Annotated in this window: 19 protein-coding genes and 1 pseudogene; 11 read left to right on the forward strand and 9 right to left on the reverse strand. The window is 65.0% G+C overall.

What is annotated here, in order from left to right; genetic code table 11:
- Positions 1–5 precede the first annotated feature (5 nt).
- The gene (locus AC3A6P_RS06160) at positions 6–1187 is read right to left on the reverse strand and encodes a cytochrome P450 (RefSeq protein ID WP_487689649.1); all 1182 of its coding nucleotides are present in this window, start codon (positions 1185–1187) and stop codon (positions 6–8) included.
- Positions 1174–2586, reverse strand: a complete 1413-nt coding sequence (locus AC3A6P_RS06165) for an ABC1 kinase family protein (protein WP_487689652.1) — start codon at positions 2584–2586, stop codon at positions 1174–1176. Before AC3A6P_RS06165 ends, AC3A6P_RS06160 begins: the two co-directional genes overlap by 14 nt.
- An 80-nt stretch (positions 2587–2666) precedes the next feature.
- On the opposite strand from AC3A6P_RS06165, the gene AC3A6P_RS06170 reads away from it, so the two are divergent.
- Positions 2667–3257 (forward strand): TetR/AcrR family transcriptional regulator, encoded by a 591-nt coding sequence (locus AC3A6P_RS06170; protein ID WP_487689654.1) that lies wholly within the window; start codon positions 2667–2669, stop codon positions 3255–3257.
- A 145-nt stretch (positions 3258–3402) separates the two neighbouring features.
- On the opposite strand, the gene AC3A6P_RS06175 is transcribed toward AC3A6P_RS06170, so the two are convergent.
- The 4 genes and pseudogenes from AC3A6P_RS06175 to AC3A6P_RS06190 all read right to left on the reverse strand — a co-directional run bounded on the left by AC3A6P_RS06175 (position 3403) and on the right by AC3A6P_RS06190 (position 6135).
- Positions 3403–3924, reverse strand: coding sequence for an alpha/beta hydrolase (locus AC3A6P_RS06175; RefSeq protein ID WP_487689657.1), 522 nt, complete (start codon positions 3922–3924; stop codon positions 3403–3405).
- A gap of 74 nt (positions 3925–3998) precedes the next feature.
- Positions 3999–4246, reverse strand: a pseudogene (gene atpE, locus AC3A6P_RS06180) (ATP synthase F0 subunit C).
- Between the two features lie 12 nt (positions 4247–4258).
- Entirely contained in the window at positions 4259–5509 is a 1251-nt protein-coding gene (locus AC3A6P_RS06185) for a glycosyltransferase (protein WP_487689660.1), read from the reverse strand.
- Entirely contained in the window at positions 5506–6135 is a 630-nt protein-coding gene (locus AC3A6P_RS06190) for a TetR/AcrR family transcriptional regulator (protein WP_487689663.1), read from the reverse strand. The genes AC3A6P_RS06185 and AC3A6P_RS06190 overlap by 4 nt, the downstream gene beginning before the upstream one ends.
- A 557-nt stretch (positions 6136–6692) precedes the next feature.
- Between AC3A6P_RS06190 and AC3A6P_RS06195 the strand changes: the two genes are divergently transcribed.
- A complete protein-coding gene (locus tag AC3A6P_RS06195) occupies positions 6693–6950 on the forward strand; it encodes a DUF3297 family protein (protein ID WP_487690582.1) in 258 nt (85 codons plus the stop codon).
- A 752-nt stretch (positions 6951–7702) separates the two neighbouring features.
- On the opposite strand, the gene AC3A6P_RS06200 is transcribed toward AC3A6P_RS06195, so the two are convergent.
- Entirely contained in the window at positions 7703–8365 is a 663-nt protein-coding gene (locus AC3A6P_RS06200) for a TetR/AcrR family transcriptional regulator (protein ID WP_487689666.1), read from the reverse strand.
- Positions 8366–8501: 136 nt separating this feature from the next.
- On the opposite strand from AC3A6P_RS06200, the gene AC3A6P_RS06205 reads away from it, so the two are divergent.
- The 6 genes from AC3A6P_RS06205 (at position 8502) to AC3A6P_RS06230 (ending at position 16581) form a co-directional block, all read left to right on the forward strand.
- Positions 8502–9620: a VOC family protein gene (locus AC3A6P_RS06205; RefSeq protein ID WP_487689669.1), complete on the forward strand. Its 1119-nt coding sequence runs from the start codon at positions 8502–8504 to the stop codon at positions 9618–9620.
- Positions 9617–10564, forward strand: coding sequence for a fumarylacetoacetate hydrolase family protein (locus AC3A6P_RS06210; protein ID WP_487689672.1), 948 nt, complete (start codon positions 9617–9619; stop codon positions 10562–10564). The genes AC3A6P_RS06205 and AC3A6P_RS06210 overlap by 4 nt, the downstream gene beginning before the upstream one ends.
- Positions 10561–12447 carry an acyl-CoA synthetase gene (locus AC3A6P_RS06215; protein ID WP_487689676.1) on the forward strand — a complete coding sequence of 629 codons (1887 nt, stop codon included), beginning with the start codon at positions 10561–10563 and terminating at the stop codon, positions 12445–12447. The genes AC3A6P_RS06210 and AC3A6P_RS06215 overlap by 4 nt, the downstream gene beginning before the upstream one ends.
- Positions 12448–12458: 11 nt before the next feature.
- Complete coding sequence (gene mhpA / locus AC3A6P_RS06220; RefSeq protein ID WP_487689679.1) at positions 12459–14096, forward strand: bifunctional 3-(3-hydroxy-phenyl)propionate/3-hydroxycinnamic acid hydroxylase MhpA; 1638 nt, start codon at positions 12459–12461, stop codon at positions 14094–14096.
- 477 nt (positions 14097–14573) lie between these two features.
- Entirely contained in the window at positions 14574–15482 is a 909-nt protein-coding gene (locus tag AC3A6P_RS06225) for an alpha/beta fold hydrolase (RefSeq protein ID WP_487689682.1), read from the forward strand.
- A 199-nt stretch (positions 15483–15681) separates the two neighbouring features.
- A complete protein-coding gene (locus AC3A6P_RS06230; protein WP_487689684.1) occupies positions 15682–16581 on the forward strand; it encodes an aldo/keto reductase in 900 nt (299 codons plus the stop codon).
- Here AC3A6P_RS06230 and AC3A6P_RS06235 read toward each other — a convergent pair.
- On the reverse strand, positions 16556–17386 hold the full coding sequence (locus AC3A6P_RS06235) for a helix-turn-helix domain-containing protein (protein ID WP_487689687.1): 831 nt from the start codon (positions 17384–17386) through the stop codon (positions 16556–16558). The genes AC3A6P_RS06230 and AC3A6P_RS06235 overlap by 26 nt on opposite strands.
- 295 nt (positions 17387–17681) lie before the next feature.
- Positions 17682–18287: a TetR/AcrR family transcriptional regulator gene (locus tag AC3A6P_RS06240; RefSeq protein WP_487689689.1), complete on the reverse strand. Its 606-nt coding sequence runs from the start codon at positions 18285–18287 to the stop codon at positions 17682–17684.
- A gap of 124 nt (positions 18288–18411) precedes the next feature.
- Between AC3A6P_RS06240 and AC3A6P_RS06245 the strand changes: the two genes are divergently transcribed.
- Genes AC3A6P_RS06245 through AC3A6P_RS06255 form a run of 3 tightly spaced genes read left to right on the forward strand, consistent with a single transcriptional unit; the run spans position 18412 to position 22080 of the window.
- Positions 18412–19590: a spirocyclase AveC family protein gene (locus AC3A6P_RS06245; protein WP_487689692.1), complete on the forward strand. Its 1179-nt coding sequence runs from the start codon at positions 18412–18414 to the stop codon at positions 19588–19590.
- Positions 19577–20398, forward strand: coding sequence for an AAA family ATPase (locus tag AC3A6P_RS06250; protein WP_487689695.1), 822 nt, complete (start codon positions 19577–19579; stop codon positions 20396–20398). Before AC3A6P_RS06245 ends, AC3A6P_RS06250 begins: the two co-directional genes overlap by 14 nt.
- Entirely contained in the window at positions 20395–22080 is a 1686-nt protein-coding gene (locus AC3A6P_RS06255) for a nitric oxide reductase activation protein NorD (protein WP_487689698.1), read from the forward strand. The genes AC3A6P_RS06250 and AC3A6P_RS06255 overlap by 4 nt, the downstream gene beginning before the upstream one ends.
- The last annotated feature ends 48 nt before the right edge of the window (positions 22081–22128 follow it).

A 22128-nucleotide genomic window follows, 5' to 3' on the forward strand; every position in this document is an offset into this window, starting at 1 on the left:
CGTCCCTATCGAGTGAATCGCGCTGGGAGGCGCAGCGGTCCGCGGATGGCGGGGGTATCGCGCCATGTCGGTGTGTCAGCAAGGACGGGGCGGCGGCGCAGAATGTGTCGCAGCGCGGCGGTGGTTTCCAAGCGCGCCAATGATGCTCCGAGGCAGTAGTGCGCGCCGCGGCCGAAGGTCAGTGGAGGTGGGCCGGGTCGCCCAGGACGGAACTGCGCAGGGTCGGTGTACACGTCGGGGTCGCGGTTGGCAGCGGCGATGCACACCACAACGGTGTCGCCCCGGCGGATGTCGGCGCGGTCGAGGTGCTGATCGACGGCGGCGGTGCGGACGGCGGCCTGTACAGGAGCATCCAGGCGGAGCAGTTCAGTGAACACAGCTGGGTCGTCGACGTCGACGTGATCAGCGTGCCGGGTGCCGTCAGCTGCGGGTGTGAGCAGGCGGATCAGGCTTGCACCGAGCAGGTTGGCGGTGGTCTCGTGACCGGCGACCGCGAGGAGGATAGCGGTAGCGACGACCTCCTCCAGCGTTACGTCTTCTGCGGTGGCGAGGTAGCTGAGCAGGTCGTCTCGCGGGTGGGCGCGGCGCTCGGCGGCGGCGGGCAGGAACTCCGTGACCATGGTGGTGGAGGCTGCTAAACCCTCTTGGACGGTGTCAGCGTCATCGGTGATGCCGTTGAGCACGCGAATGATCGCGGGGGACTGGTCGCGCAGGACGGCACACTGGGCGGGGTTCAGGCCCAGCCAGGCGCCGATGATCGCGACGGGCAGCGGCCCCGCGATCTCGGACATCACGTCGAACTCAACCCCGGCCTCGGTCGCCGAAACGGCCTGGGCGCAGAGGCTTTCAATGCCGTCGGTCAGTTCGTCGATGAAGGATCGACTGAACACGTCGCGCACCGCGCCGCGCAGCCGGTCGTGGGTGGCGCCGTCGGTGAACAGCATGGTGGCGGCCAACAGGTCGGAGCTGAAGAACGAATCGCTGGCGGTAGCCGGGTTAGCGCGTGGGTCGCTGGTCCAATCGGGGGAGGACAGGACCTGCCGGGCTGAGCGGTGTCCGAGAACAAGCCAGGCGCCGGCGGTGTCGTCCCACACAACATCGCCAGTACGGCGCCGTGCCTCGTAGAACGGGTAGGGGTCGGCGGCACCCCACGGCAGCCGTGGGCGGTCGAGGTTAGAGGTCGTCATGATCGTCGAACGCTCCAGGTAGGCCACGCTCACGGACCCAGGCGTGGTGGGCTAGGCCGAGACCAGTTGTGGGTGGGGCGATGCCGTCCATGTCGTCAGCGATCGCGCGGACCGCCACAGTTGCCTGCAATCCCGCGCATACGGCGGTCAGCGCCTGCTGCGCGCGGGGCGCGAAGGCGTAGTCATCGGGTGCGGCCATCTTCGACAACGGGTTGGCCGCGTCCAGGCCGAACAGCCACCGCGCCGAGAGAGCGGTGCTGGCCGCGGTGTACGTGGCGGGCTGCTCCTCGGACAGGGTCTCGCTGAGCACGTGACCCCAGAACTCGGCCACGTCGGCAGCAGTGAGCGGTGATTCGTCGGTGATGAACCCGGCGGTGACTGCGTAGGAGCGCAGATCGTCGTGGCGTCCGTCGACGGTGGCGCGGAAGATGTCGATCCACAGTCGTCGCGCGCGTTCGGGCATCACCTTGATGCACCCGAAGTCGACGACGCCGACAGTGCCGTCGCTGCCGAACCGGTAGTTGCCCGGGTGGGGGTCGGCGTGCAGCAGGTTGGCGTGGCGGATGTTGCCGTAGTTGAACCGCATGACCGCCTCTGCCCAGGTGTTACGCAGGCCTTGATCGGCTGTTTGTGCGGTGTCCCAGTTCATTCCCTCGAGATAGGTCATGGTCAGGACGTGCCCGGTACTCAGGTCGGGTATCGGTTCGGGGATCCTGATGAACGGGTGGTCGCGGTAGAGCTCGCTGAATGCGGCGAGGTTAGCGGCTTCGCGACGGTAGTCGACCTCCTCGGCGATGCGTTCGGTGAACTCGCGCGCCATCCGGCGGGGATCGAATACGATGCCTGACGCTGAAGTGGCGAAGCGCAAGAAGGTGGCAACGAGTTCGGTGTTGGCGAGATCCTCGCGGATCGCGCGGGCGACGCCGGGGTATTGGATCTTGACCGCGACGTCGAGGCCGTCGTGCAGGGTGGCGCGGTGCACCTGGCCGATGGATGCCGCTGCCATCGGTTCGTCGTCGAAGTCGGCGAATGAACCTCTGCCTGAGGGGATCTCGCGTGCCAAAATCTCACCGACGAGAGTTGCCGCCATTGGTGGGGCTGCCGCCTGCAGGCGGGTCAGGGATCGCTGGTAGGGCGCGAAGCCGCCGGTGCCCAGAGTGCTGGTGTCCACTAGGGAAGCCAGCTGTCCGATCTTCATCAGCGCGCCCTTGGAGTTGCCGAGCAATTCGGCGTACCGGTCGGCGGTCTTGGCGTGGAAGCGGTCGACAGCGCCGTGGTCACCGGCGCGTTCCCGCAACCCAGCCACCAGTCGGCCGCCGGCCGCGCGGGTGGTGAACCCGGCCAGCGGCATAGTCCGGCGGACTCTGCCGACGGATACGTGATCGTCGTCGGTTGACATCGCGTGGACCTCCTCCCAGGCAACCACCTGATGTTAAAGTGATTCCAGACAGACAGTAAGTGATCACTTTGGGAGAGTCAATGACCGCGCCGACTCGTGACCGGCTGCTCGATGAAGCGATGAAGCTGTTCAGCGACAAGGGTTTCGAGGCGACCAGCGTCTCTCAGATTGAGGCTGCCGCGGGGTTGGCCGCCGGATCAGGAGCCCTGTACCGGCACTTCAAGTCCAAGGACGCCCTGCTGACGGCAGGCATCGACCGGCAGCTTGATCGGCGCGCGGCGATGAGCGACATCCGGGCCTTGTTTGCAGGTCTTGGCGACCTCCACAGTGAGCTGACCGTCCTCGGCCGCTACCTGCTCAGCGTCATCGACCAAGAAAGTGAACTGCTGCAGATTGCCGCCCGTACCCCCACCGGACTATCCGAGCGCCTCGACACCGCCTACGCAGCCCTCGTTGACGGACTCACCGGCGAACTCGCCGGCTGGGTCCACAGTTGGAATCCCGCACTTACTCAACCCCATTGCGCCACCCTGGCTGCTGTGGCCGTCAACAGCCTGCTCGGCGCACGCGTCGCCACAAAAGTGTTCCGCCGCAACAACCCCATCGTCGACGACGCCGACTACCTCACCGAATGGACCGCCATCCTCGCCGCGCGCATCGAGGTGCGGTGACACCCCGCAATGGGTCAATTTGTTGAGGGCGGGCCGCTGCCGGATCAGCCGAGCGGCACTGCCACGCGATGATCCGACACGACCTACGTTGGCGGCGCCGGCTACCTAGTGTGACGTCAGCCGGGCAGCGATGCCGGCTCGCCGATCATCGCTCGCTCACGTGAACAGTCGGCGGCAGTTTGGCTTCCAGCCAACGGATTTGCTCGTTGAGCGCCCAGCGGGCTTGGGGAGTGTTGGTGCGCATCGTATACGCGTGCTCGACGCGTTCCTGCTCGATGTAGGCGACGGGAACATTATTGGCGTGCAGGGCATCTCGGAATCGACGGATATCGTGGAGGAAGATGTCCTCGGTGCCGACATTGATGTGCACTGGTGGCAGACCGGCGACGGACTCGTTGATCGGTGACAGAGTTTGGTCGTTGAACGGCATACCGTCGGCATAGAGCTTGAACGCCCACCAGAATTTGTCGTCGCGTGTGAGACCGGCTGCGTCGGTGGCTGCGATGGTTTCGGGACGGCCGGGTATGGCGGGTTGCGCGCAGCACGTGGGGGCGCAGCCGTGGTGGTAGCCGGTTGATCGCCGCCGTCCCGGCTTTTTCGGCGGCCGCCAGCAGCCAGTGGTTCGGCACGCCTTGTGGGGCTGGATGCCACCACTGTGGTTGGTCAAGGGATGCTTGCACGTGTAGGTGCCTTCCGGGAGCCCTGGGTGTTCCGGTGGGTAGCCGGTTGTCGGGTGGCCAGTCAGAGTCCGGGTGTGGCGAATACCGAACAGGGCCATAAACGCCACGTTGATGAAAGGTGGCTGCGACGAGGCTGACGGTGATGAAGAGGGGCGTGTAGAGGCGGGACAGTGCATCGGGTTGGCGGGCGACTCCGCCGATTAGTTGGGCGCCGGCCATGCCGTCTCCGACGCCGGCGCCGATGGCAACGCCGGCCAGAACGAACGCTCCGGCCAGCAGCGCGTTGCCCATGAGTTCCTCTGCGGCCATGGGCTGTACCTCTCAGCGATGGAATGAGTACAGGAGTTGCTCAATGGCGGTGACGGCTGCGGTGGTGCCGTCCTCGCCGGCGAGGCGGTCCGCCAGACGTCGGGTGCTCTGCGGCAGGTCGGTGGAATTGAGTGTGGTGCGGATGGCTGCGGCGAGGCGCTGCGCGGTCAGCCGGCGCTGGGGCAGGGGCGTGGTGGCCGCGCCGAGCATGTGCAGACGCTGCGCCCAGAAGGGTTGATCGCCTGCGGGCCCGGGCAGGGCGATGCTGGGGATGCCGGCACGCAGGGCCGCGGCGGTGGTTCCGGCGCCGCAGTGATGTGCGACGGCGGCCATCTGCGGGAACAACCACTCGTGCGGTGTGTCACCGATGGTGAGAATGTTCTCGCCGGCGACGTCGAGTCCGGCCCACCCGGACTGGACGATGCCGCGCACGCCGGCCTGCGGCAGCGCTGTGGCGATGATGTCGGCGAGCTGCTCAGCGCGCGCCGCGGTGACCACGGTGCTGCCCAGCCCGATGAACACCGGCGCGGGGCCCGCGGCCAGGAACTCACTGAGGATTTGTAGGGGCTGCCATGGGAAAGGAGTTGGTGGCCACCAGTACCCGGTGACCTGCAAGCCAGGCCGCCAGTCCGCGGGGCGAGACACGATGGTGGGTGAGTAGCCGTGCAGGACTGGCCAGTCGGCGTCCGTGCGGCGACGCCGAAGCGCACGTGCAGAGGCTTTCGGGAGTCCGAGTTCACGTCGAAAGTGCGCGACAACCTCGCCGTAGACATGATCGATGGCCCACACCGCGGCCCCGGCGGCCATCCGGTTGCCGACTCCGCCGAGTGACCAGGCACCCAGCAGGCTCGGGGGATGGTCCACGGTCGGCGACAGCGGTTGCATCCGGACCCCGACCGAGGGGATGGCGCGGGCTTCGGCCAGGGGGTGTCCGGCAAGTTCGGCCAGCGGTGGTAGCAGCAGGATGTCGGCGGGTGCTTCGCCGAGGGCACCAAGGATGAGCTGGCCAGTCTCGCGCTGGCCGCGCGGGGTGAACATCGCGGCGAACGCCTCTTTGATGGTGGCACCGGCGTGGTCGGTGCCTGGCGTGAAATCGGCAGACAGTTCCCGGAACTCGCACCCGGCTTCGTTGATCAGGTCGGCGAACGGTGTGTAGGCGGCGATGACGACCCGGTGCCCGGCCTGTTGGAGTGCGGCGCCGAGCCCGGCCAGCGGGGCGACGTCACCGTGGCTGCCGACTGCCGCAATCGCGACGGTGCTCATCGCGACCTGCCCACGATGCGATCGAAGATCTCGATCAAGTCGCCGGCGTAGCTGCCCGCGTCGTAGCCGGGGTCGCCGAGCACCTTATCGACGACACCGTTGACAGCTCCGCGCAGTGCGATCGCGGTGGACTGCAGCGGGAAGTCCCCGAACTCGCCGTCGCGTTGGCCGGCGGCCAGGATCGAGGTGGGGTCGAGTATCGCGAGCTGCTCGGCGATGTCGGGCCTGAGCCCGAGCTCTTCGAAACGGCGCCCATCGGTGGGTACGTAGGTGGTGCCGAGTGAGGCCAGCGCTTTCAGGGCGACGCGGTGTGTGCCGAAATAGCTGGTGCTGCAACGGATGTAAGCGTGTAGCTTGCCGGTGGCGGTGCGCTCGGCGTCGATTGCGGGGGCGAGCTGGGTGAGCATCGTGCGGTACATGTGCTCGACGATGGCGTCGACGAGATTGTCTTTGGTGCCGAAGTGATAGAGGACTGCGCTCATCGCGATTCCCACCCGGTCGGCGATTTTGCGGATCGACGCGTGGGCGAACCCGACCTCGGCGATCACGTCGATCGCAGCGGCCACGATTTGGGCCTTGCGTGCCGATCGGGTGAAGGACTCTTGCGAAGCCTGAGTTGACGGCATGCCCTGACCGTAAGCGGATCCGGCGATGTTTAGAAGGGGTGATCTAGGATCAGATCAACTGATCAGTTGACGTGGGCGTGGGGCGTCCTGTGGTGTGAGCAGCACCGTTGCCATTCCAGTCAGTCGGCCCCGGTCTTAAACCCACCTATCACGGTGGTCCGCCGACGACATCGCAGCGATCGCCACAGGTCCTGAGAACTGTTGCAGCCGAATCAAATTTGAAGAGATTCGACCATCGAGTTCACGTCGCGCGACCAATCGAGAGCCGTGGGCCTGGAAGGGGATGACAGGGGTCCCGTGAAGACAACCAGCGTCTCCCAACTGGTGGACACGAAAGTGAGAATTCGAGGTGTGGACATCTGATGAGAACGCTGCCGTCCGCGCAGCCGAGGGGATTGGTAGTGGACATGAAGTATGAGAAGCCACAGGGGGAAGGGGGCGTCGCTGCTGATTCGAGGCGGCCCGCCAAGACCTACGCGCAACTCGCTACCGCAGGGCCGCGTAGCCTCTTTGAGGCTCAATCCGAGCACCTGACGCAGCACTCAACGAAAGCCATCATGCCCGAGGATCAGAACACAGACAGCCCACCGAATCACCTCTCCATCGATCCGCGCAGCGCCTTCTACAGCGAAGAGGCTCTCCGCCGCGGCGTGGGTATCCGCTTCAATGGCACCGAGAAAACCAACGTTCACGAATACAACGTGGCCGAAGGTTGGGTGCGTGTTGAAGTCCCTACCGCAAAGGATCGCCGCGGAAATCCCATGGTCATCAAGCTCAGTGGCACGGTCGAACCATATTTCCGCCAGGCAGAATAGCGGACGCCCCTGGATTTCTGGCGCGGCAGTCAAGCGGCCCCGGCGGTCAACCTGTGCTCGAGATCAATCAGCTCCACCGCCGGAGCGCCACGACCGTCTCCAGCGCGTTGAGTTGGTAGCGCAACGCCCCAGCAGAACCTGCTCGACGTGGGAGACTCCCGCAGAAGAAGCGAGGGGCCGTAAGGCCATGTCGAGTAGGGCCCGCAGTACCGCGAGGTCTTCGGGCGAGGACTCCTGTACTGCTCGGTCGGGTGGAGGGGGCACGATCTAGCCTGTCGTGCTGCGTGGCGCAGGTACCGGGTTGCCGGCAGCCTCGACAGCGCGATCAGGTTCGCACCGGCCTACGTCAGGGCAGGACCAACGGCGTGGAAAAACGCCTCCCCGAGAGTGATCACAGCGCGGTGCTCTTGGAGGTGCACCGTTCCAGCTGATGCATCTCGGAGGCTGAGAGCTGTCCACGCTATCCGCACTGAGCCCATCGATTCCGACGCGGTGCACAGGTGTTCGTTTCTGCGCGGAGATGTCCCGATACCGAAAAGGGAGAATCGCAATCGTGGCACCACCAAGGAGGGCCAACACCGCTCGCCCCGACAGGCTTTCGGAATCATCGGAGACGTGTGCGATGCCCAGGCGGCCCAGGATGTGAATCAGTAGAGGTTATGCCGTGACACCTCCTGCGAACCAGTACGCGCCGGTGGACCACCTCGGGTTGGACGGCCGGGTGGCCTGGGGTGGTCCGGACGCGATCGGCCTCAAGTCGTAGGCTGGGGTCCAGCAGCCGCGTCGAGATCTGGCAGTGGGCGGGCGCACACCTCGGCGGCGTCACTGTCCGACATTCCGAACAGTCGGAGTACGTCTGCGGTGACAGAGTCAGCGGCCCGGGCGTCATCGCGTCCAGGATCCTTCCGCAGCAGAGCACCTAGACCCAGAATGGCGCCACCGGCGATGGCAAGTGCAAGCTGCGGATCCTCGACGGTGAACCGACCGGCGTGGATGGCCGCTTCGATGTCGCGCAGCGCGCGGGGCGCCAGCCCACGGTCCGCGGACAACAAATCCACCCCATTGGCCAGCAGGATCTGGCTTTCCTGGGGGCGGCGCCGAAATAGACGCCCGGTCAGTCGGAACCGGCACGCAAATGTCTCTGCGGGATCTTCGACGCCAGCGGTGAGTACATCCAGCAGCGCGCCGTGCGCATCGAGCGCGTCGGCAACCGCAGCGGCGAACAGTTGTTCCTTGCTGTCGAAGTGGTTGTAGAACGAGCCCATGCCGACGTCGGCGGCCTGGGTGATGTCCAGGACTGCCACATTCAGCTTGCCGTCGGCGATGAAACCTTGCGCCGCGTTGATCAACGCGGCCCGGGTGCGCTGCTTGCGTCGCTGCACCCGGTTGACCACCGCGCCGGCCGGCTCACTCATGACCACCTCACCTTCGAATGTGAGGTCAATGTAGCAGTTCTGTCATTGATGACGATTTCGTCAGGATGCTTGACTGAGCATAACGTCGTATGTGACGATTTCCTCAACTTCGGGCGCGGGAGGTGGCGCACAAATGATGAGTACTCACAGCGAGCTGCACAGCGAGCAGGGTTCGCTGCAGGGCGAACATCCGGGACGCGCACAGAACCCCATCATCAAAGTGCGCGATATTGCGTGGCTGGAATTCGAGAAGCCTGATCTGGTGCGCGCCGAGGCCTTTGCGCGGGCCTTCGGATTCCAAGTGGCGCTGCGCACTCCCGGCGAACTGCAGTTACGCGGGACGGACCCGGGAGCCCCGTGCGTGATCTTGCATCGCGGCGAGAAGTCCCGTTTTACCGGCGTCGCGTTCCGTGCCGCAGACGAAGCCGATGTGCGGCGGTTGGCCGAGAAGACCGGCGCACGGGTGCAGCGGCTGCCGGAGACGCTCGGCGGATCGGCCGTCCATCTCACCGACCCCAGCGGGTTTCGGGTCCGAGTCGTCGCAGGCACCCACAGTCATCCCCCATTGCCCGGACAGCAACCCATGCTCATCAACGCCGGCGGCTACGTCGTTCGAACGAACACCACCCAGCGGCCCCGCCGGGTCCCGGCCCGGGTACAGCGCCTGGGCCATGTGGTGTTGCAGTCCACCACGTACCTGGCGGCACTGAACTGGTACCTGGACAACCTCGGCATGATCGTCAGTGACTTCCTCTTCTTCCCGGGTCAACGGGAGCGCGGCCCGACCATGAGCTTCATTCGCTGCGACCGTGGGTCGGAGCCCGCCGATCACCACACACTGGCCGTGGCACTGGGGCCGGCCAACCGCTATGTCCACTCCGCCTACCAGGTCAGCGATCTGGATGCGCTCGCCGCCGGCGGTGAGTACCTCCGCGAACGCGGCTACTTCCGCTCATGGGGCATCGGAAGACATATCCAGGGCAGCCAGCTCTTCGACTACTGGCGCGACCCCGACGGTTTTCTCGTAGAGCACTTCGCCGATGGCGACATGTTCGACCACACCCTCGAACCGGGATGGGCGCCCTTCACCGCCAGCGGTCTGTCTCAATGGGGACCGCCGGTCACCAGCGACTTCCTCGGGACGAGTCCCCGGGCGGCACGCCATGAGGCCCTGTCCATATTGACCGCACTGCCACGCACCAACGAATTCGACCTCCACCGCCTCCTCGGCCTACTGAAAGTGGCACGCTCATGAGCATTTCCATCCTCCGCACCACCGACAGCTGGTGGGTCAAGACCAACGACCGTGCCGTCAAGATCCGCACCACAGCCCTCACCACCGCAGCGCTGCTGGCCGACCGCACGGCCATCACGACCGCCGCGAACGGCGCCGACACCGGTACCACCGTCGACGTCGGCTCCCTTGACCTGATCTCGCCGGTGACCCGGCCGTGCCGAGTTGTTGCGCAGATGACCAACTTCGAATCCCACGTCAAGGATTCCGGCATGGACCCCAAGACTGTGCCGCTGACCTTCTTCCGGAAGGCCTCGGCATCGATCAGCGGTCCGTTCGACGACATCATCAAGCCCGAACACGTCCGGTTCCTCGACTACGAAGTCGAGATCGGCCTTGTCATCGGGCGCGACATGCCAGTCGGCACCACCGTGACCGAGTCGAACCTCAGCGACTACGTCGCGGGGCTTGTTGTCACCAACGACGTGTCGGCCCGTGACATCCAACTGCCGCAAACCCAGTTCTACGAAGCCAAGTCCTACCCCACGTTCACCCCGGTCGGTCCTGAACTCGTGTTGCTCGATGCCCAGGAACTCACGCGGTTCGGCGATCTGCGGCTGCAGCTCAGTGTCAGCGGCGAGGTGCGACAGGACGCACTGGTTGAGGGCGACATGCTTTACCGCCCCCTACAGGCGTTGCAGTCGCTGAGCCGGTTCCAGGATCTCGCGGCCGGCGACCTGGTGCTCACCGGAACGCCGGCCGGCACCGCATTGAGTGCCCCGCCCAAGCCCATCGAGGTGATCGGTGCTGTGCTCCCGCCGGCGGTGAAATGGAAGGCGTTCTTCAAACGACAGGCCGGAAACAAGAAGTACCTGCAGCACGACGATGTGGTTGAGGCGACGATCGGCACCGACGATGGTGCACTCGACCTCGGTACTCAGCGCATGAAGGTCATCTACGCATGACCGGAGATCTGTTGTGGCCCCGCTACACCGGCCCCGGGGATCTTGCCGCTGTGGAAAGTGTGCCGTTGAGCCAACGCGGCCTGCCGGGTACGACCTTTGAAATCCTGGAACGCGCGGCAACTTTGTGGCCGGATTCTGCCGCGGTCACCATCCTCCCGGACGCGACCCGCTGGAAGGACGGGGTGTCGCGGACGTTTGCTCAGCTGGCTGCCGACGTTCGCCGCACCGCCAACCTGTTGCACGCCAACGGAGTTGACCGTGACAGTGTCGTCGCACTACTCTCCCCGAACTGCCACGAATTGATCAGTGCGACGCTGGGCGCGCAACTCGCCGGGATCGCCGCGCCCATCAACAGCGGCCTGAGCGTTGAGCATGTCAGCGAGCTGGTCAAGCGCACCGGCGCTCGAACCCTGATCACTGCAGCTCCCCAACTCGATGGCACCAGTTGGGCCTTGGCCGAGGAGCTGGCCACAGGCGGGCTGATCGATACCGTGCTGTTACTTGCGCCCACCGGGACAGCCGTCCGTGAACCTGCGCCGGCATTGAGGGGCGCCACTGTCGGGTACTTGACCACTCTGGCAGCCGGTCACGACGGGGAAGCGTTTCACGGTGTCGAGCCTCAACCGGGTGACCTTGCGGCCGTGTTCCACACCGGCGGCACCACCGGCACGCCCAAGCTGGCCGCACACACCCACGCAAACGAGGTCGCCGATGCCTGGATGGTCGCCGCCGCCGACACCCTCAGCGATCAGCACTTCGTGACTTTGGCGGCGCTGCCCCTGTTTCACGTCAATGCCCTGATGGTGACCCTGCTCGCACCGCTGCTGCGCGGCCAGCAGGTGGTGTGGGCGGGACCATTGGGATACCGGGACCCCGCCCTGTTTGCAAATTTGTGGAAGATCGTCCAGCGCTACCAGATCACCGCCATGAGCGCAGTCCCCACCGTGTACGCCGCCCTGTCCCACTGCCCGGTTGACGCCGACATCTCGAGCATGAAGATGGCGATCGTCGGCGCGTCGGCACTGCCGCCGGCCGTGCGCAAGGATTTCGAATCTCACACCGGGATAACACTTGTCGAAGGTTACGGGCTCACCGAGGCCACCTGCGCCAGCGCGCGTAACTTCCCAGATCATCCGCGTTCAGGCTCGGTGGGCCAACGTCTGCCCTACCAACGAATCGCCGCCGCCAACTGCAACGGTCAGGGGCACCTGGAGGAGTTGCCGGCTGGTGAAACCGGGACCCTGGTCATCGATGGGCCGACGGTGTTCGCAGGTTACGTCGTGGGCCGTGACGAACGAGGTCTGCAGGTCGACGGGCTGGGCAGTCTGGTCTCGGGGCGCCTGAACACCGGTGACCTGGGCTGGGTCGACGACGACGGATTCGTCTACCTCACCGGGCGCGCCAAGGACCTCATCATCCGGGGCGGTCACAACATCGACCCCTCACAGATCGAGGACGCCCTGCTCTCGCACTCCGCAGTGGCATCTGCGGCAGCAGTCGGCGCGCCCGACGCGCATGCCGGCGAAGTCCCGGTCGCTTACGTCACGCTGCACCCCGGGTGCGATACCAGCGGTGATGCGCTGCAACAGTGGGCGTCTGCGCACGTCGGCGAGCGCGCCGCCGCACCCAGGACGGTCACCGTCCTGGATGCGCTCCCGGTCACCGCGATCGGCAAGCCCTATAAACCACCGCTGCGTATGGACGCCGCCCGCCGCGCCATCACCGCTGCTCTCGCCGGGCACCGCGGCGTCAGCGTCGATGCTGTTATCGACAACGGTGAGCCCGTCCTCACCGTCACCCTCAACGCTCCGTCACAACGTTTGGACGTCGACCGCGAGCTCTCTCGATACGCGGTGACCTACCGGATCACCACCGCAGAGTAACCGGGCACCCGATGACACACTCGCCTACGTCAGCATCAAAGCCACAGCAACACAATGCTATTCGTTCTGCACAGGTCGTCATCGTCGGTGCGGGACCCACCGGCGCCTGTGCCGCTACACTCCTGGCTCAGTACGGCATCGACAACCTGGTCCTTGACCGCTGGGGTGGGGTGTACCCACAACCGCGTGCGGTGCACCTGGATGACGAGGTTTTTCGCGTGCTCGCCCGGATGGGCGTCGCCGAGCAGTTTGCAGCCATCTCCCGTCCGGCGCTGGGACTGCAGTTCCGCGACCGCAGCCACCGCGTCCTGGCTGAGTTCCGTCGCGACATCGAACCGAGCGTTCACGGCTTCCCGCAGGCGAGCATGTTTGACCAGCCAGAACTGGAAACCCTACTGCGCGAGAATCTCTCACGCTATCCGGAGATTGAACTGCGCGGCAATACCGAAGTGACCGGCCTCGAGCAACTCGGTGACGGCCGTCTCCGACTCACGTGCAGCGACCGTATCGACGGCACGAAGATATACATCGACACCGACTTCGTCCTCGGCTGCGATGGCGCCAACAGCTTTGTGCGCTCAGCGATCGGGTCGACTATGACCGATCTGCACTTCCAACAGCGCTGGGTGGTGGTCGACGTCCATACCACCGCAGACCTGGGTCAGTGGGACGGCGTACATCAGGTTTGCGATCCTGCGCGAGCAGCGACGTACATGCGAATCGGGGACACCCGCTACCGCTGGGAGTTTCAGCTCCTCAGTGACGAGACGGCAAGTGATTTCTCCGACGCGGCCACTCTCAAGCCCTTGATCGCTCCCTGGACTGGGACAGTGCGTGACGACCAACTGGAACTCATCCGCGTCGCCGAGTACACGTTCCGCGCCCAGATTGCCGACCGGTGGCGGCAGGGGAATGTGTTTCTGCTCGGCGACGCCGCCCACCTCTCGCCGCCGTTCATCGGTCAGGGGATGGGCGCCGGGTTGCGCGACGCGATGAACCTGGCCTGGAAACTGGCTGGCGTGCTGTCCGGCGATCTACCCGGTGGTGCTCTCGACACCTACGAGCAGGAACGAAAACCGCACGTGCGGGGAATGATTCGCCTGGCGAAGATGGTCGGGCAGTTCATGACCGCAGGCGGTGAAATCGGAGATATTCTGCGCCGCTTCGTGCTACCGCGCCTGAGCGTGATCCCCGGCGTGCGTGACAGGGTCGTCGACTCCACAACGCCCACTCTGCGCAAATCGGCGTTCGTGCAAGCTGCCGGCCGGCCACGGCGCCTCGCGGGCACGTTGTGCCCGAACACTATAGAGCCGTCCGGTCGTCGGCTTGACGATGTCCTCGGGATTGGCTTTGCCGTCGTCACTACCGCCCACCTGGACCCTGCCCACCGCGCAACGATCGAGCTGCGTGGTGCGTCCGTGTACGTCGCCGAGCCAGGCACCGTACTTGCTCGGTGGCTCAACCGAGGTCGATGCGCGGCCGCGGTGATCAGACCCGACCGCACCGTCATGCAGACCGCTCGCCGGCCTGAGGATCTCATCCCGGGCTTGCCCGCATATCTGACCGCTCGACCCCTTCAACATGAGTTGAGGAAACGATGGCGTTGCGGGACGGGCAGGAAATGCTCGGTGCTCTGGACACACCGATAAACCTTCGCTGCTCAACGAACTGGGCTTGAAGTGGGCGCCGCGGAGGCACAGAGTCCGGTGATGAGCCAGCCTGTCGAGCTGGTGAAGTTGGAGCAACGCCGCGCGCGCCGCGGTAGATGTGTTCGCGCGCAAAGCGTCGGGAAACGCAGTTTGTCGGTCTGAGGCGGTCTTAAGAAGCGCACCTTCAACCGTGAGTGATACCTGGAATACTGCGCCGCCCGCGTGGTTTCCGGACCACCGACGACATCACGCTGATGCTGGGCCTTATCGTCGCTGTCGGGTCGGGGTTACCGGTGGTCGCACCCGTTGGCGGTGGTCGGCATAAGAGAGCGGCATGTCATGGTGGCGCCGTCGGATCGTGGTTGGCCCTAGCGGTGAGTCGGGCGTGCCGGGGGGCCGACTTGTTCCCCCCCTTCGCGGGGACGCCGGGGCGACACTGGCCGCCGACAGGGCATGCACAAAGAGAGGCGAAAGAACATGACCACAGGGCACGATGTCGATGTCCACCACGGTCGGGCCTGGGTCGACCCGGATAAGACGGTTCGTATCGGCTATACGGTTGCCACTCCGCCTGAACCCACCAAGACCGTCGTGCTTCTCCACGGCGCGCCCCAAACGCGATACGAGTGGCGGAAGGTCATGATTCCGCTGGCCGCCGCCGGCTATCGGGTGATCATGCCCGACTATCGCGGCGCAGGCGCGTCTGACAAACCTCGTGACGGGTACGACAAGTGGACCATGGCCGGTGATATTCACAGTCTTGTCCGCGAGACCCTGAACGTGGCGGAGCCCATCTCGCTTGTCGGCCATGATCTCGGGTCGACACTGGCTCTGGGTTTCGCGCTGCGGTACCGCGACGATGTCGTGAGCGCCACCTTCATGGAGGCTCCGCTGCCGGGCACTGCCTACTACGAATGGCGAGTGGCTCAGAAGTCAGCGTGGCAGTTCTCCTTTCATGCCAACCCGGACATCGCGGTCTACCTCACGCACGGACGTGAACGTTGGTACATCAACCGATTCTTCGACGAACTGACCTACCAACCGGATGCGATCTCCAATGATGACCTTGACGTGTACACCCGCGCGTTCGAAGCCCCGGGAGCCATGCGCGCAATGTGTGAGATCTACCGGGAACTCGACCGCGACGCCGACGACAATCGCACCGCGCTGCAACAACACGGCAAGCTCACCATCCCGGTGTTGGCTTCGGGAGGTGCTTCCGGGCCTCTCGCCATCAACTTCCGGGCAATGTGTGAAGAGGTCGCTGATTCGGTGACAGATCAGCTTGTCCCGGACTGCGGCCACTGGGTGGCCGAGGAGCAGCCCGAGTACTTCACCAGGATGTTCTGTGAATTCGACGCGGCCGCTCGGGGCGTGACTGAATAGCGAAAGCGGCGGGGCCACCGGGTGTCGTTTCGCTACCTGATCGCTCGCGGCAGTCAGCTTATTCCTGAAGTGGGGGGGTGTATCACTACCCCCTCAAGCCCACGGGAGGGCACCTACCGTGGTCGCGGTGGGGCTGGTCGTACCGGCAGTACGAGGGCCCGAGAACCACAATGGAAACGCAGTGAAGTGGAGGTAAAACATGAATCCGCAGACGATCACTATTGCTGGTAAGACAGTGTCGCGCTTGGGTTTCGGTTCAATGAGATTCACGGGCCGCGGGATCTGGGGTGAGCCCCAGGACCGGGACGAATGTATCGCCGTGGCCCGTCGGGCGGTCGACCTCGGCGTGCAGTTCATCGACACCGCCGACTCCTACGGCCCGCATGTCGCCGAACAGATTTTGTATGAGGCGCTGCACCCGTACCCCGATGACGTGATAATCGCGACGAAGGCGGGCTTGACCCGAAACGGACCTGATGTCATCGACACTGACAGTGGGCCGAAACGCCTCGGGCCGGCGGCGTGGCCGCCGGTCGGACGACCCGAATACCTGCGGCAGCAGGTATTGATGAGCATGCGCCGCTTGGGGGTCGATCAGATCGATCTGTTGCAGCTGCACCGGGTGGACCCCAAAGTGCCGCTGGCAGACCAGATTGGTGAGCTCAAGGCGCTCCAGGATGAAGGCAAGATCCGCGAGATCGGCATGTCGCAATGCACGGTGGAGCAGCTCGACGAGGCGCGGCAGATCGCCGATATCGTCAGTGTCCAAAGTCGATTCAACGTCATCGACCGGAGCGCCAAGGACATTCTGGAGGTGTGCGAACGCGATGGGCTCGCGTTCATTCCCTGGGCGCCGGTGGCGCAGGGCGGGCTCGCCGCGGCCCACCAAGCGCTCACCGACATCGCGCGGGCACACCAGTGCACTGTGGGCCAGGTGGCGATCGCCTGGTTGTTGCACGTCTCACCGGCGATGCTTCCCATCCCTGGCACATCGCGCCGCACGCATCTGGAAGAGAATGTGGCTGCCGCTGAAGTGCAGTTGACACCGGAACAGATCGACGAGCTCAGCGCGGCTACGCCGGCGCGGTCACCGTCGTAAGCGATTCCAGCAAAGCGACGGCGTCTGGAGACGGCCCGTTCTCGCGCGGACAGTAAACGAACAGCCGCTGGTCGGGCGCGTCCGCTACCTCGAGCGCCTCGAAGTGTAGGTGTAGCTCGCCGACTTGCGGGTGATGGAACACTTTGTCCTCGCTGGCGCGCGGACGTACGTCGTGGGTCGCCCACAGTTCCGCGAACAATGAACTGCGAGCGGAGATCTCATCGACCACCTCGGCGACGCGGTCGTCATTCGGGAATCGGGTCAGGCCTGAACGGAGGTTGCCGACGACCTGGGTGGCCACCTGGTGCCAATCCGTGTAGAAATCTCTGGCGGCAGGGTCGAGGAACACCATGCGGGCAAGGTTGTCAGTGTCGCCAAAGCCGCTGTACATCGCACGACCAGCCGCGTTGATCGCAAGGATGTTGAGGCCCAGATCGACGACGATTGCCGGTACGCGCAAGCCGGAATCGAGGAGAAGTCGGACTCCCGCGGAGACCGTGGTGGCATGAGCCGGCATCGCGAGGGGGAGGGGATGGACAAGCGAGATGAGGTAGGCAGTCGCGTGCGCATCGAGCCGCAGCGCGCGTGCGAGCGCACGAAGCACTTGCAGCGACGGCCGGTGCTCCCGACCCTGTTCAAGCCGTCGGTAGTAGTCGGTGCTCAACCCGGCAAGCAGAGCCAGCTCTTCTCGACGAAGGCCCCGAACCCGCCGACCGTCGCCAGGCACGAGGCCGGCGTCCTGCGGCGTCACCGCTTGACGCCTCGCTCGTAAGAACGAGCCGAGCTCCGCCGACTGATCTGCCATAGCTCTATCCATAACGGACATCCCTGCAGCTGGCAAGGCCGCACCCTGCTCAGTGGCTCTTCGTCCGACCGTGGCGGGTTGCGCAGATCCTCGCCGGCCGGTCGAGCGCTCTGCATTCGCGCCGCCCCCGCCACGCTCAGGCGAGCCAACGCCCATTGACACGGACAACGATGCGGTTACACGGGCCGCTCAACATTGCTGCGGGACAATCCACTTACCTGGCGCAGTGATTCAACGTAGACCACGACGGGTGCCCGGCTCGGGTCGTCGACATCTCGAGGGATAGCGGTGGCACTCAGCTGGGCAGCTTGATGACCGATGTGTACATCTCCACGATCGGCCGGTACAGGTCCACCCCGTCTAGCACGCTGCCCAAGACGACGGAGTCGCTGGTGGCCACCAGCGTCTGCGCGAAAGTCAGCGGCGGGATGAGCAGCGTTGCGCCCAGCCGCTCCATACCCTCGACGATGAACTTCGCGAGTGCTTCGACGACTTCGGATCTCTTGGCCGCGACCCGGTCCCGTGCTTCCGGATTGCGCAGCAGATAGAGCGTGAACTCCAGCCCCAAGGCGGCATGTTCGGCGCCGCGGTCGCGGCTCAGCTGGCACCAGCGCTGGGCAATCTCGTCGAGTTCACGCTCACCGACGACAGTCGAGGCCGACATCACCTCGGCGAAGTTGTCGAAGTACCGGCGCCAGTAGCGATCGCTGACCGCCAGGAAGAGATCCTCCTTGGCTGCGAAGTGCTTGTAGATCGCACCCTTCGTATATCCGGCAGCCTTCGCGATGTCATCGAGAGTGGCTGAGGTGAAACCCTTTTCAGCGAAGACCTCTTCGGCGGCATCCAGCAGTACCGAGCGTGTGTGTTCGAGTCTGCGCTCTCGCGTCCAGCGCTCCGCCATGGCGATATTCTGCCACAGAATCTGAGTAACCTATTGGACTCTGAGATACCGACGAGTATATTCGCATCAGTTGGATGGCCTCGCGCCGCCGACCACCGCCACGATCGCCAAGGGGAAACCGATCATGAGTGAACTATCCAAGAGGTCTGCGATCACCGAATCCGTCGGCGCGACCGCCGACCTGGGGAGGCCGCGGCCGTCGTCCTCGGCCGCCTTCAAGTTCTGGGCGACGGTCGGCACCGTATTCTTGGCGTACACGGTCTATGTGTTCATCCGGTGGGTCACCGGCCCCTTCTTCGAGCCAGTGGAGGGAGGTCCGAGCGAACCACCGATGTACATGCAAATACCGCTGATGGCCAACGCCATCGTGCTCTGGATCGGCCTGCCGTTCGCCTTGTGGTTCTTCCTCATCCGGCCCTGGGTGCGGGAGAAACGCATCACCCTCGACGGCATGCTGCTGGTGTCGATGGGCCTGATGATGTTCCAGGATCCGATGCTCAACTACTACAGCACCTGGTGCACCTACAACGCATGGCTCTGGAACCAGGGCTCGTGGGCACCACACATTCCGGGCTGGGTGGCACACGAGGAACCGGGCCATACCGTGCCCGAGCCGCTGCTGACCAACATCCCCGGCTACATGTACGGCGTACTGCTGATCACCATCGTCGGGTGTTGGCTCATGCGAAAGATCAAGAACCGTTGGCCCGCAATCAGCAATCTGAGGCTGATCCTGGTCACCTATGCGATCGCCTTTGTCTTCGACTTCGTCATGGAGGCCTTGGTCATGCTGCCGATCGGCTTCTATTCCTACCCCGGCGCCATCCAGTCGTTGTCGTTCAACGCGGGCACGTACTACCAATGGCCGATTTACGAGGGCTTGATGTGGGGCGGCGTTCAGGCGGCGCTGTGCTGCCTGCGTTTCTTCACCGATGACCGGGGCCGGACGGTGGTCGAACGCGGGCTCGACAGCCTTCGTGGCGGGGTGGTCAAACAACAGTTCATCCGCTTCCTGGCCATTTTCGGAGGGGTCAGCGCCTGCTTCTTCCTCTTCTACAACGTCCCCGCGACGTGGCTCGGCATGCAGGGCGATCCGTGGCCGGAGGATGTGCAGAAGCGCTCGTACTTCAACCCGGGGATCTGCGGCGAGGGCACTGATCGACCGTGCCCCAATCCTGATCTGCCACTACCGACCAAGCATTCGGGATACATCAACCACGACGGGGAGCTCGTGCTGCCGCAAGGGGTGCAGATGCCGCCCGTCGTACCGATTCAGCGCCCGAACAGCGATGACGGCCAGTAAGTTTCGGCCGACCGCCGAGACGGGTTCGCAGGCGCCGTTCTACCGCGCCGCCGGTATGGAGGTCGACATCTTCCGGGCGGCGGCGCGCCGGGGTTCCCCGGTGCTGCTCAAAGGACCCACCGGGTGCGGAAAAACTCGTTTCGTCGAGGCGATGGCCCACGAACTCGGCCGTGAGCTCATCACCGTCGCCGGCCACGAGGACATGACCTCGGCGGATCTGGTCGGTCGCTTCCTGCTCAAGGGCGGCGAAACCGTCTGGGTGGACGGGCCGTTGACCACAGCGGTGCGCGACGGCGCCATCTGTTACCTCGACGAGATCGTGGAGGCGCGCCAAGACACGACGGTGGTGATCCATCCGCTCGCCGACCACCGTCGCGAGCTAGCCATCGACCGGCTCGGCACCACCTTGTCCGCGGCGCCCGGCTTTCAGCTCGTGATCTCCTACAACCCCGGTTACCAGAGCATCCTGAAAAGCCTGAAAGACTCGACCCGCCAGCGTTTCGTCGCGATCAGCCTCGATTTCCCGGCTGCCGAGATCGAAACCGAGGTGGTGGCCCGCGAAGCAGGAATCGATGCGTCTACCGCCGCGTCGCTGGTCGTCCTCGGAAACGCCATCCGGAACCTGGACAGCTCGGCGCTGAGCGAGGTGGCGTCGACCCGCATGCTGATTCTTGCGGGCGGCCTCGTCGCCGAAGGACTCGGTTTGCGCGACGCCGTCCAGTCCGCCGTGGTCGAGGTGCTCTCCGACGATCCCGACGTGATCCGGGCCCTGGGCGAACTCGTCGAAGCGGTCCTGCCGCGGCGGTGAACACCGAACACAGTGCACTGCAACACTTCGGGCTCCTCGCCGCATTTCTCGCAGGACGGCCCGTCAACATCGCCGTGGTCCCCGGTGGTGAGTTCGCGTACACCGACGGGCAGGTCATTTTCGTATCTACAAGCGCTGACGTGGATCGGCAGAGGCGCGAAGTGCTGCTCCAGAGCGCTCTTCTCGGTGCCGGCAGCCTCGACGACCGGTACGTCAGGCGACTGCGCGTGCGCCCGTCGCTCGCACGCCGCTACCTGGCGCTCGAAGGCCACCGTGTTCTCGCCGAACTCGGCAGGAGTGTTCCGCTGGCGGCAGCCGTCGGGCCGGGATACCCGCCGTGGTCGGCCAGTTCCGAAGAATCGCTCGAAATCGCTGCTAGCAGAGCAAAACTCGACGTCGCGCCGGACTGGTACGGCACAATCAAGGCGTCGAAACTGATCCGCGCCCGGATCGAAGCGGGGTCGCAAGCGGCAGAAGCCGACGTCCGGATGACTGTCGAGCACGCCCACCTGTCCGAGACGGAGGAAGGCGACGACGAGGCACCGCCCGAGAAGAGCTGGATCCTGAAGCTGTTCGAGGTTCCGCTCGGCGCGCAGGCGCCCGCGAACTTTCTGCACACACTGTTTGGCACCTCTCGCTCTTCCGGGAGCGAGGGCGCCGGCGGCGAGTTGGGTGTGGGTTCGATCAAGCGGACGTCGCGCGCCGGAGTGAACGCTCGGCCCTTGCCCACCCCGATACGCTTCACCGGCGACGAGACCCCGGGTGCCGCAATGGGAGTCGGTGGCGCCCGGTATCCGGAATGGGACGTCTTCGGTAACCGGTATCGGGAGGATTGGTGCCGCGTCATCGACTTCCCGGTCACGGCGACGATCGGGTCAGGCATGGCCGGTCCCGCGCGTGACGCCGTGCTGCGGCGCAGGCTGGCCCGAGTCGGCTTGGGTCCGAAAGTGCTGCGTGCCCGCGCCGACGGTGACGACGTCGACGTCGAGGCCCTGATCGACCTGTTCGTCGACCTGCGCTCTGGACATTCACCCCCAGAACATGTCTACACCGCGCGCCGCAAACTCGACCGCAACCTCGGTGTGCTCATACTCGTCGATGTCTCGGGGTCGGCAATCGACGCCGACGGCGACGGGCGGGCCGTCCACGAACATCAACGCTGTGCAGCAGCCACGCTCACCGTGACGCTCGAAGACCTCGGCGATCGCGTCGCGGTGTACGGCTTCCGCTCACACGGGCGAAGCGCGGTGCATCTGCCCGTGATCAAGAGTTTCGGGCAGCGGTTCGGCGCAGGCGGTCCGGCCCGCCTCAACCAGCTGCAGCCGTCGGGTTATACGCGACTAGGCGCCGGTATCCGCGGCGCCGGTGAGATATTGAAGACGCAGGCGGGCACACCGCATCGGTTGCTGCTCGTGCTGTCGGACGGCTTCCCTTACGACGACGGTTACGAAGGACGTTATGCCGAAGCCGATTCCCGCAAGGCGCTCGAGGAGTTGCGCGCCGACGGCGTAGGGTGCCTGTGCCTGTCGATCGGCGCCGCAACCGAGGCGGACGTACTGGAGCGGGTGTTCGGCTCGGCGAGTTATGCCAGCGCCGCGACCTTGGCTGAACTGAGTCCCCGGATGGACGAATTGTTCTTGTCGTCACTGCGAGAGCTCGCGGCGCCCCGACCAAGGTCGTAGTGAGCCCGCACCCCCAGCCATGGCCGACGAACGGTATGAAAGTGGCGG

The organism is Mycobacterium sp. Soil_C_30, assembly GCF_057656995.1.

Excerpts from the sequence above, each read along its gene's own strand:
- AC3A6P_RS06235 (WP_487689687.1), bottom strand. The coding sequence starts at position 17,386 with ATGGCAGATCAGTCGGCGGAGCTCGGCTCGTTCTTACGAGCGAGGCGT.
- AC3A6P_RS06245 (WP_487689692.1), top strand. The coding sequence starts at position 18,412 with ATGAGTGAACTATCCAAGAGGTCTGCGATCACCGAATCCGTCGGCGCG.
- AC3A6P_RS06160 (WP_487689649.1), bottom strand. The coding sequence starts at position 1,187 with ATGACGACCTCTAACCTCGACCGCCCACGGCTGCCGTGGGGTGCCGCC.
- AC3A6P_RS06165 (WP_487689652.1), bottom strand. The coding sequence starts at position 2,586 with ATGTCAACCGACGACGATCACGTATCCGTCGGCAGAGTCCGCCGGACT.
- AC3A6P_RS06240 (WP_487689689.1), bottom strand. The coding sequence starts at position 18,287 with ATGGCGGAGCGCTGGACGCGAGAGCGCAGACTCGAACACACACGCTCG.
- AC3A6P_RS06205 (WP_487689669.1), top strand. The coding sequence starts at position 8,502 with ATGAGTACTCACAGCGAGCTGCACAGCGAGCAGGGTTCGCTGCAGGGC.
- AC3A6P_RS06170 (WP_487689654.1), top strand. The coding sequence starts at position 2,667 with ATGACCGCGCCGACTCGTGACCGGCTGCTCGATGAAGCGATGAAGCTG.
- AC3A6P_RS06230 (WP_487689684.1), top strand. The coding sequence starts at position 15,682 with ATGAATCCGCAGACGATCACTATTGCTGGTAAGACAGTGTCGCGCTTG.
- AC3A6P_RS06185 (WP_487689660.1), bottom strand. The coding sequence starts at position 5,509 with ATGAGCACCGTCGCGATTGCGGCAGTCGGCAGCCACGGTGACGTCGCC.
- AC3A6P_RS06210 (WP_487689672.1), top strand. The coding sequence starts at position 9,617 with ATGAGCATTTCCATCCTCCGCACCACCGACAGCTGGTGGGTCAAGACC.
- AC3A6P_RS06200 (WP_487689666.1), bottom strand. The coding sequence starts at position 8,365 with ATGAGTGAGCCGGCCGGCGCGGTGGTCAACCGGGTGCAGCGACGCAAG.
- AC3A6P_RS06190 (WP_487689663.1), bottom strand. The coding sequence starts at position 6,135 with ATGCCGTCAACTCAGGCTTCGCAAGAGTCCTTCACCCGATCGGCACGC.
- mhpA (WP_487689679.1), top strand. The coding sequence starts at position 12,459 with ATGACACACTCGCCTACGTCAGCATCAAAGCCACAGCAACACAATGCT.
- AC3A6P_RS06225 (WP_487689682.1), top strand. The coding sequence starts at position 14,574 with ATGACCACAGGGCACGATGTCGATGTCCACCACGGTCGGGCCTGGGTC.
- AC3A6P_RS06250 (WP_487689695.1), top strand. The coding sequence starts at position 19,577 with ATGACGGCCAGTAAGTTTCGGCCGACCGCCGAGACGGGTTCGCAGGCG.
- AC3A6P_RS06215 (WP_487689676.1), top strand. The coding sequence starts at position 10,561 with ATGACCGGAGATCTGTTGTGGCCCCGCTACACCGGCCCCGGGGATCTT.
- AC3A6P_RS06195 (WP_487690582.1), top strand. The coding sequence starts at position 6,693 with ATGCCCGAGGATCAGAACACAGACAGCCCACCGAATCACCTCTCCATC.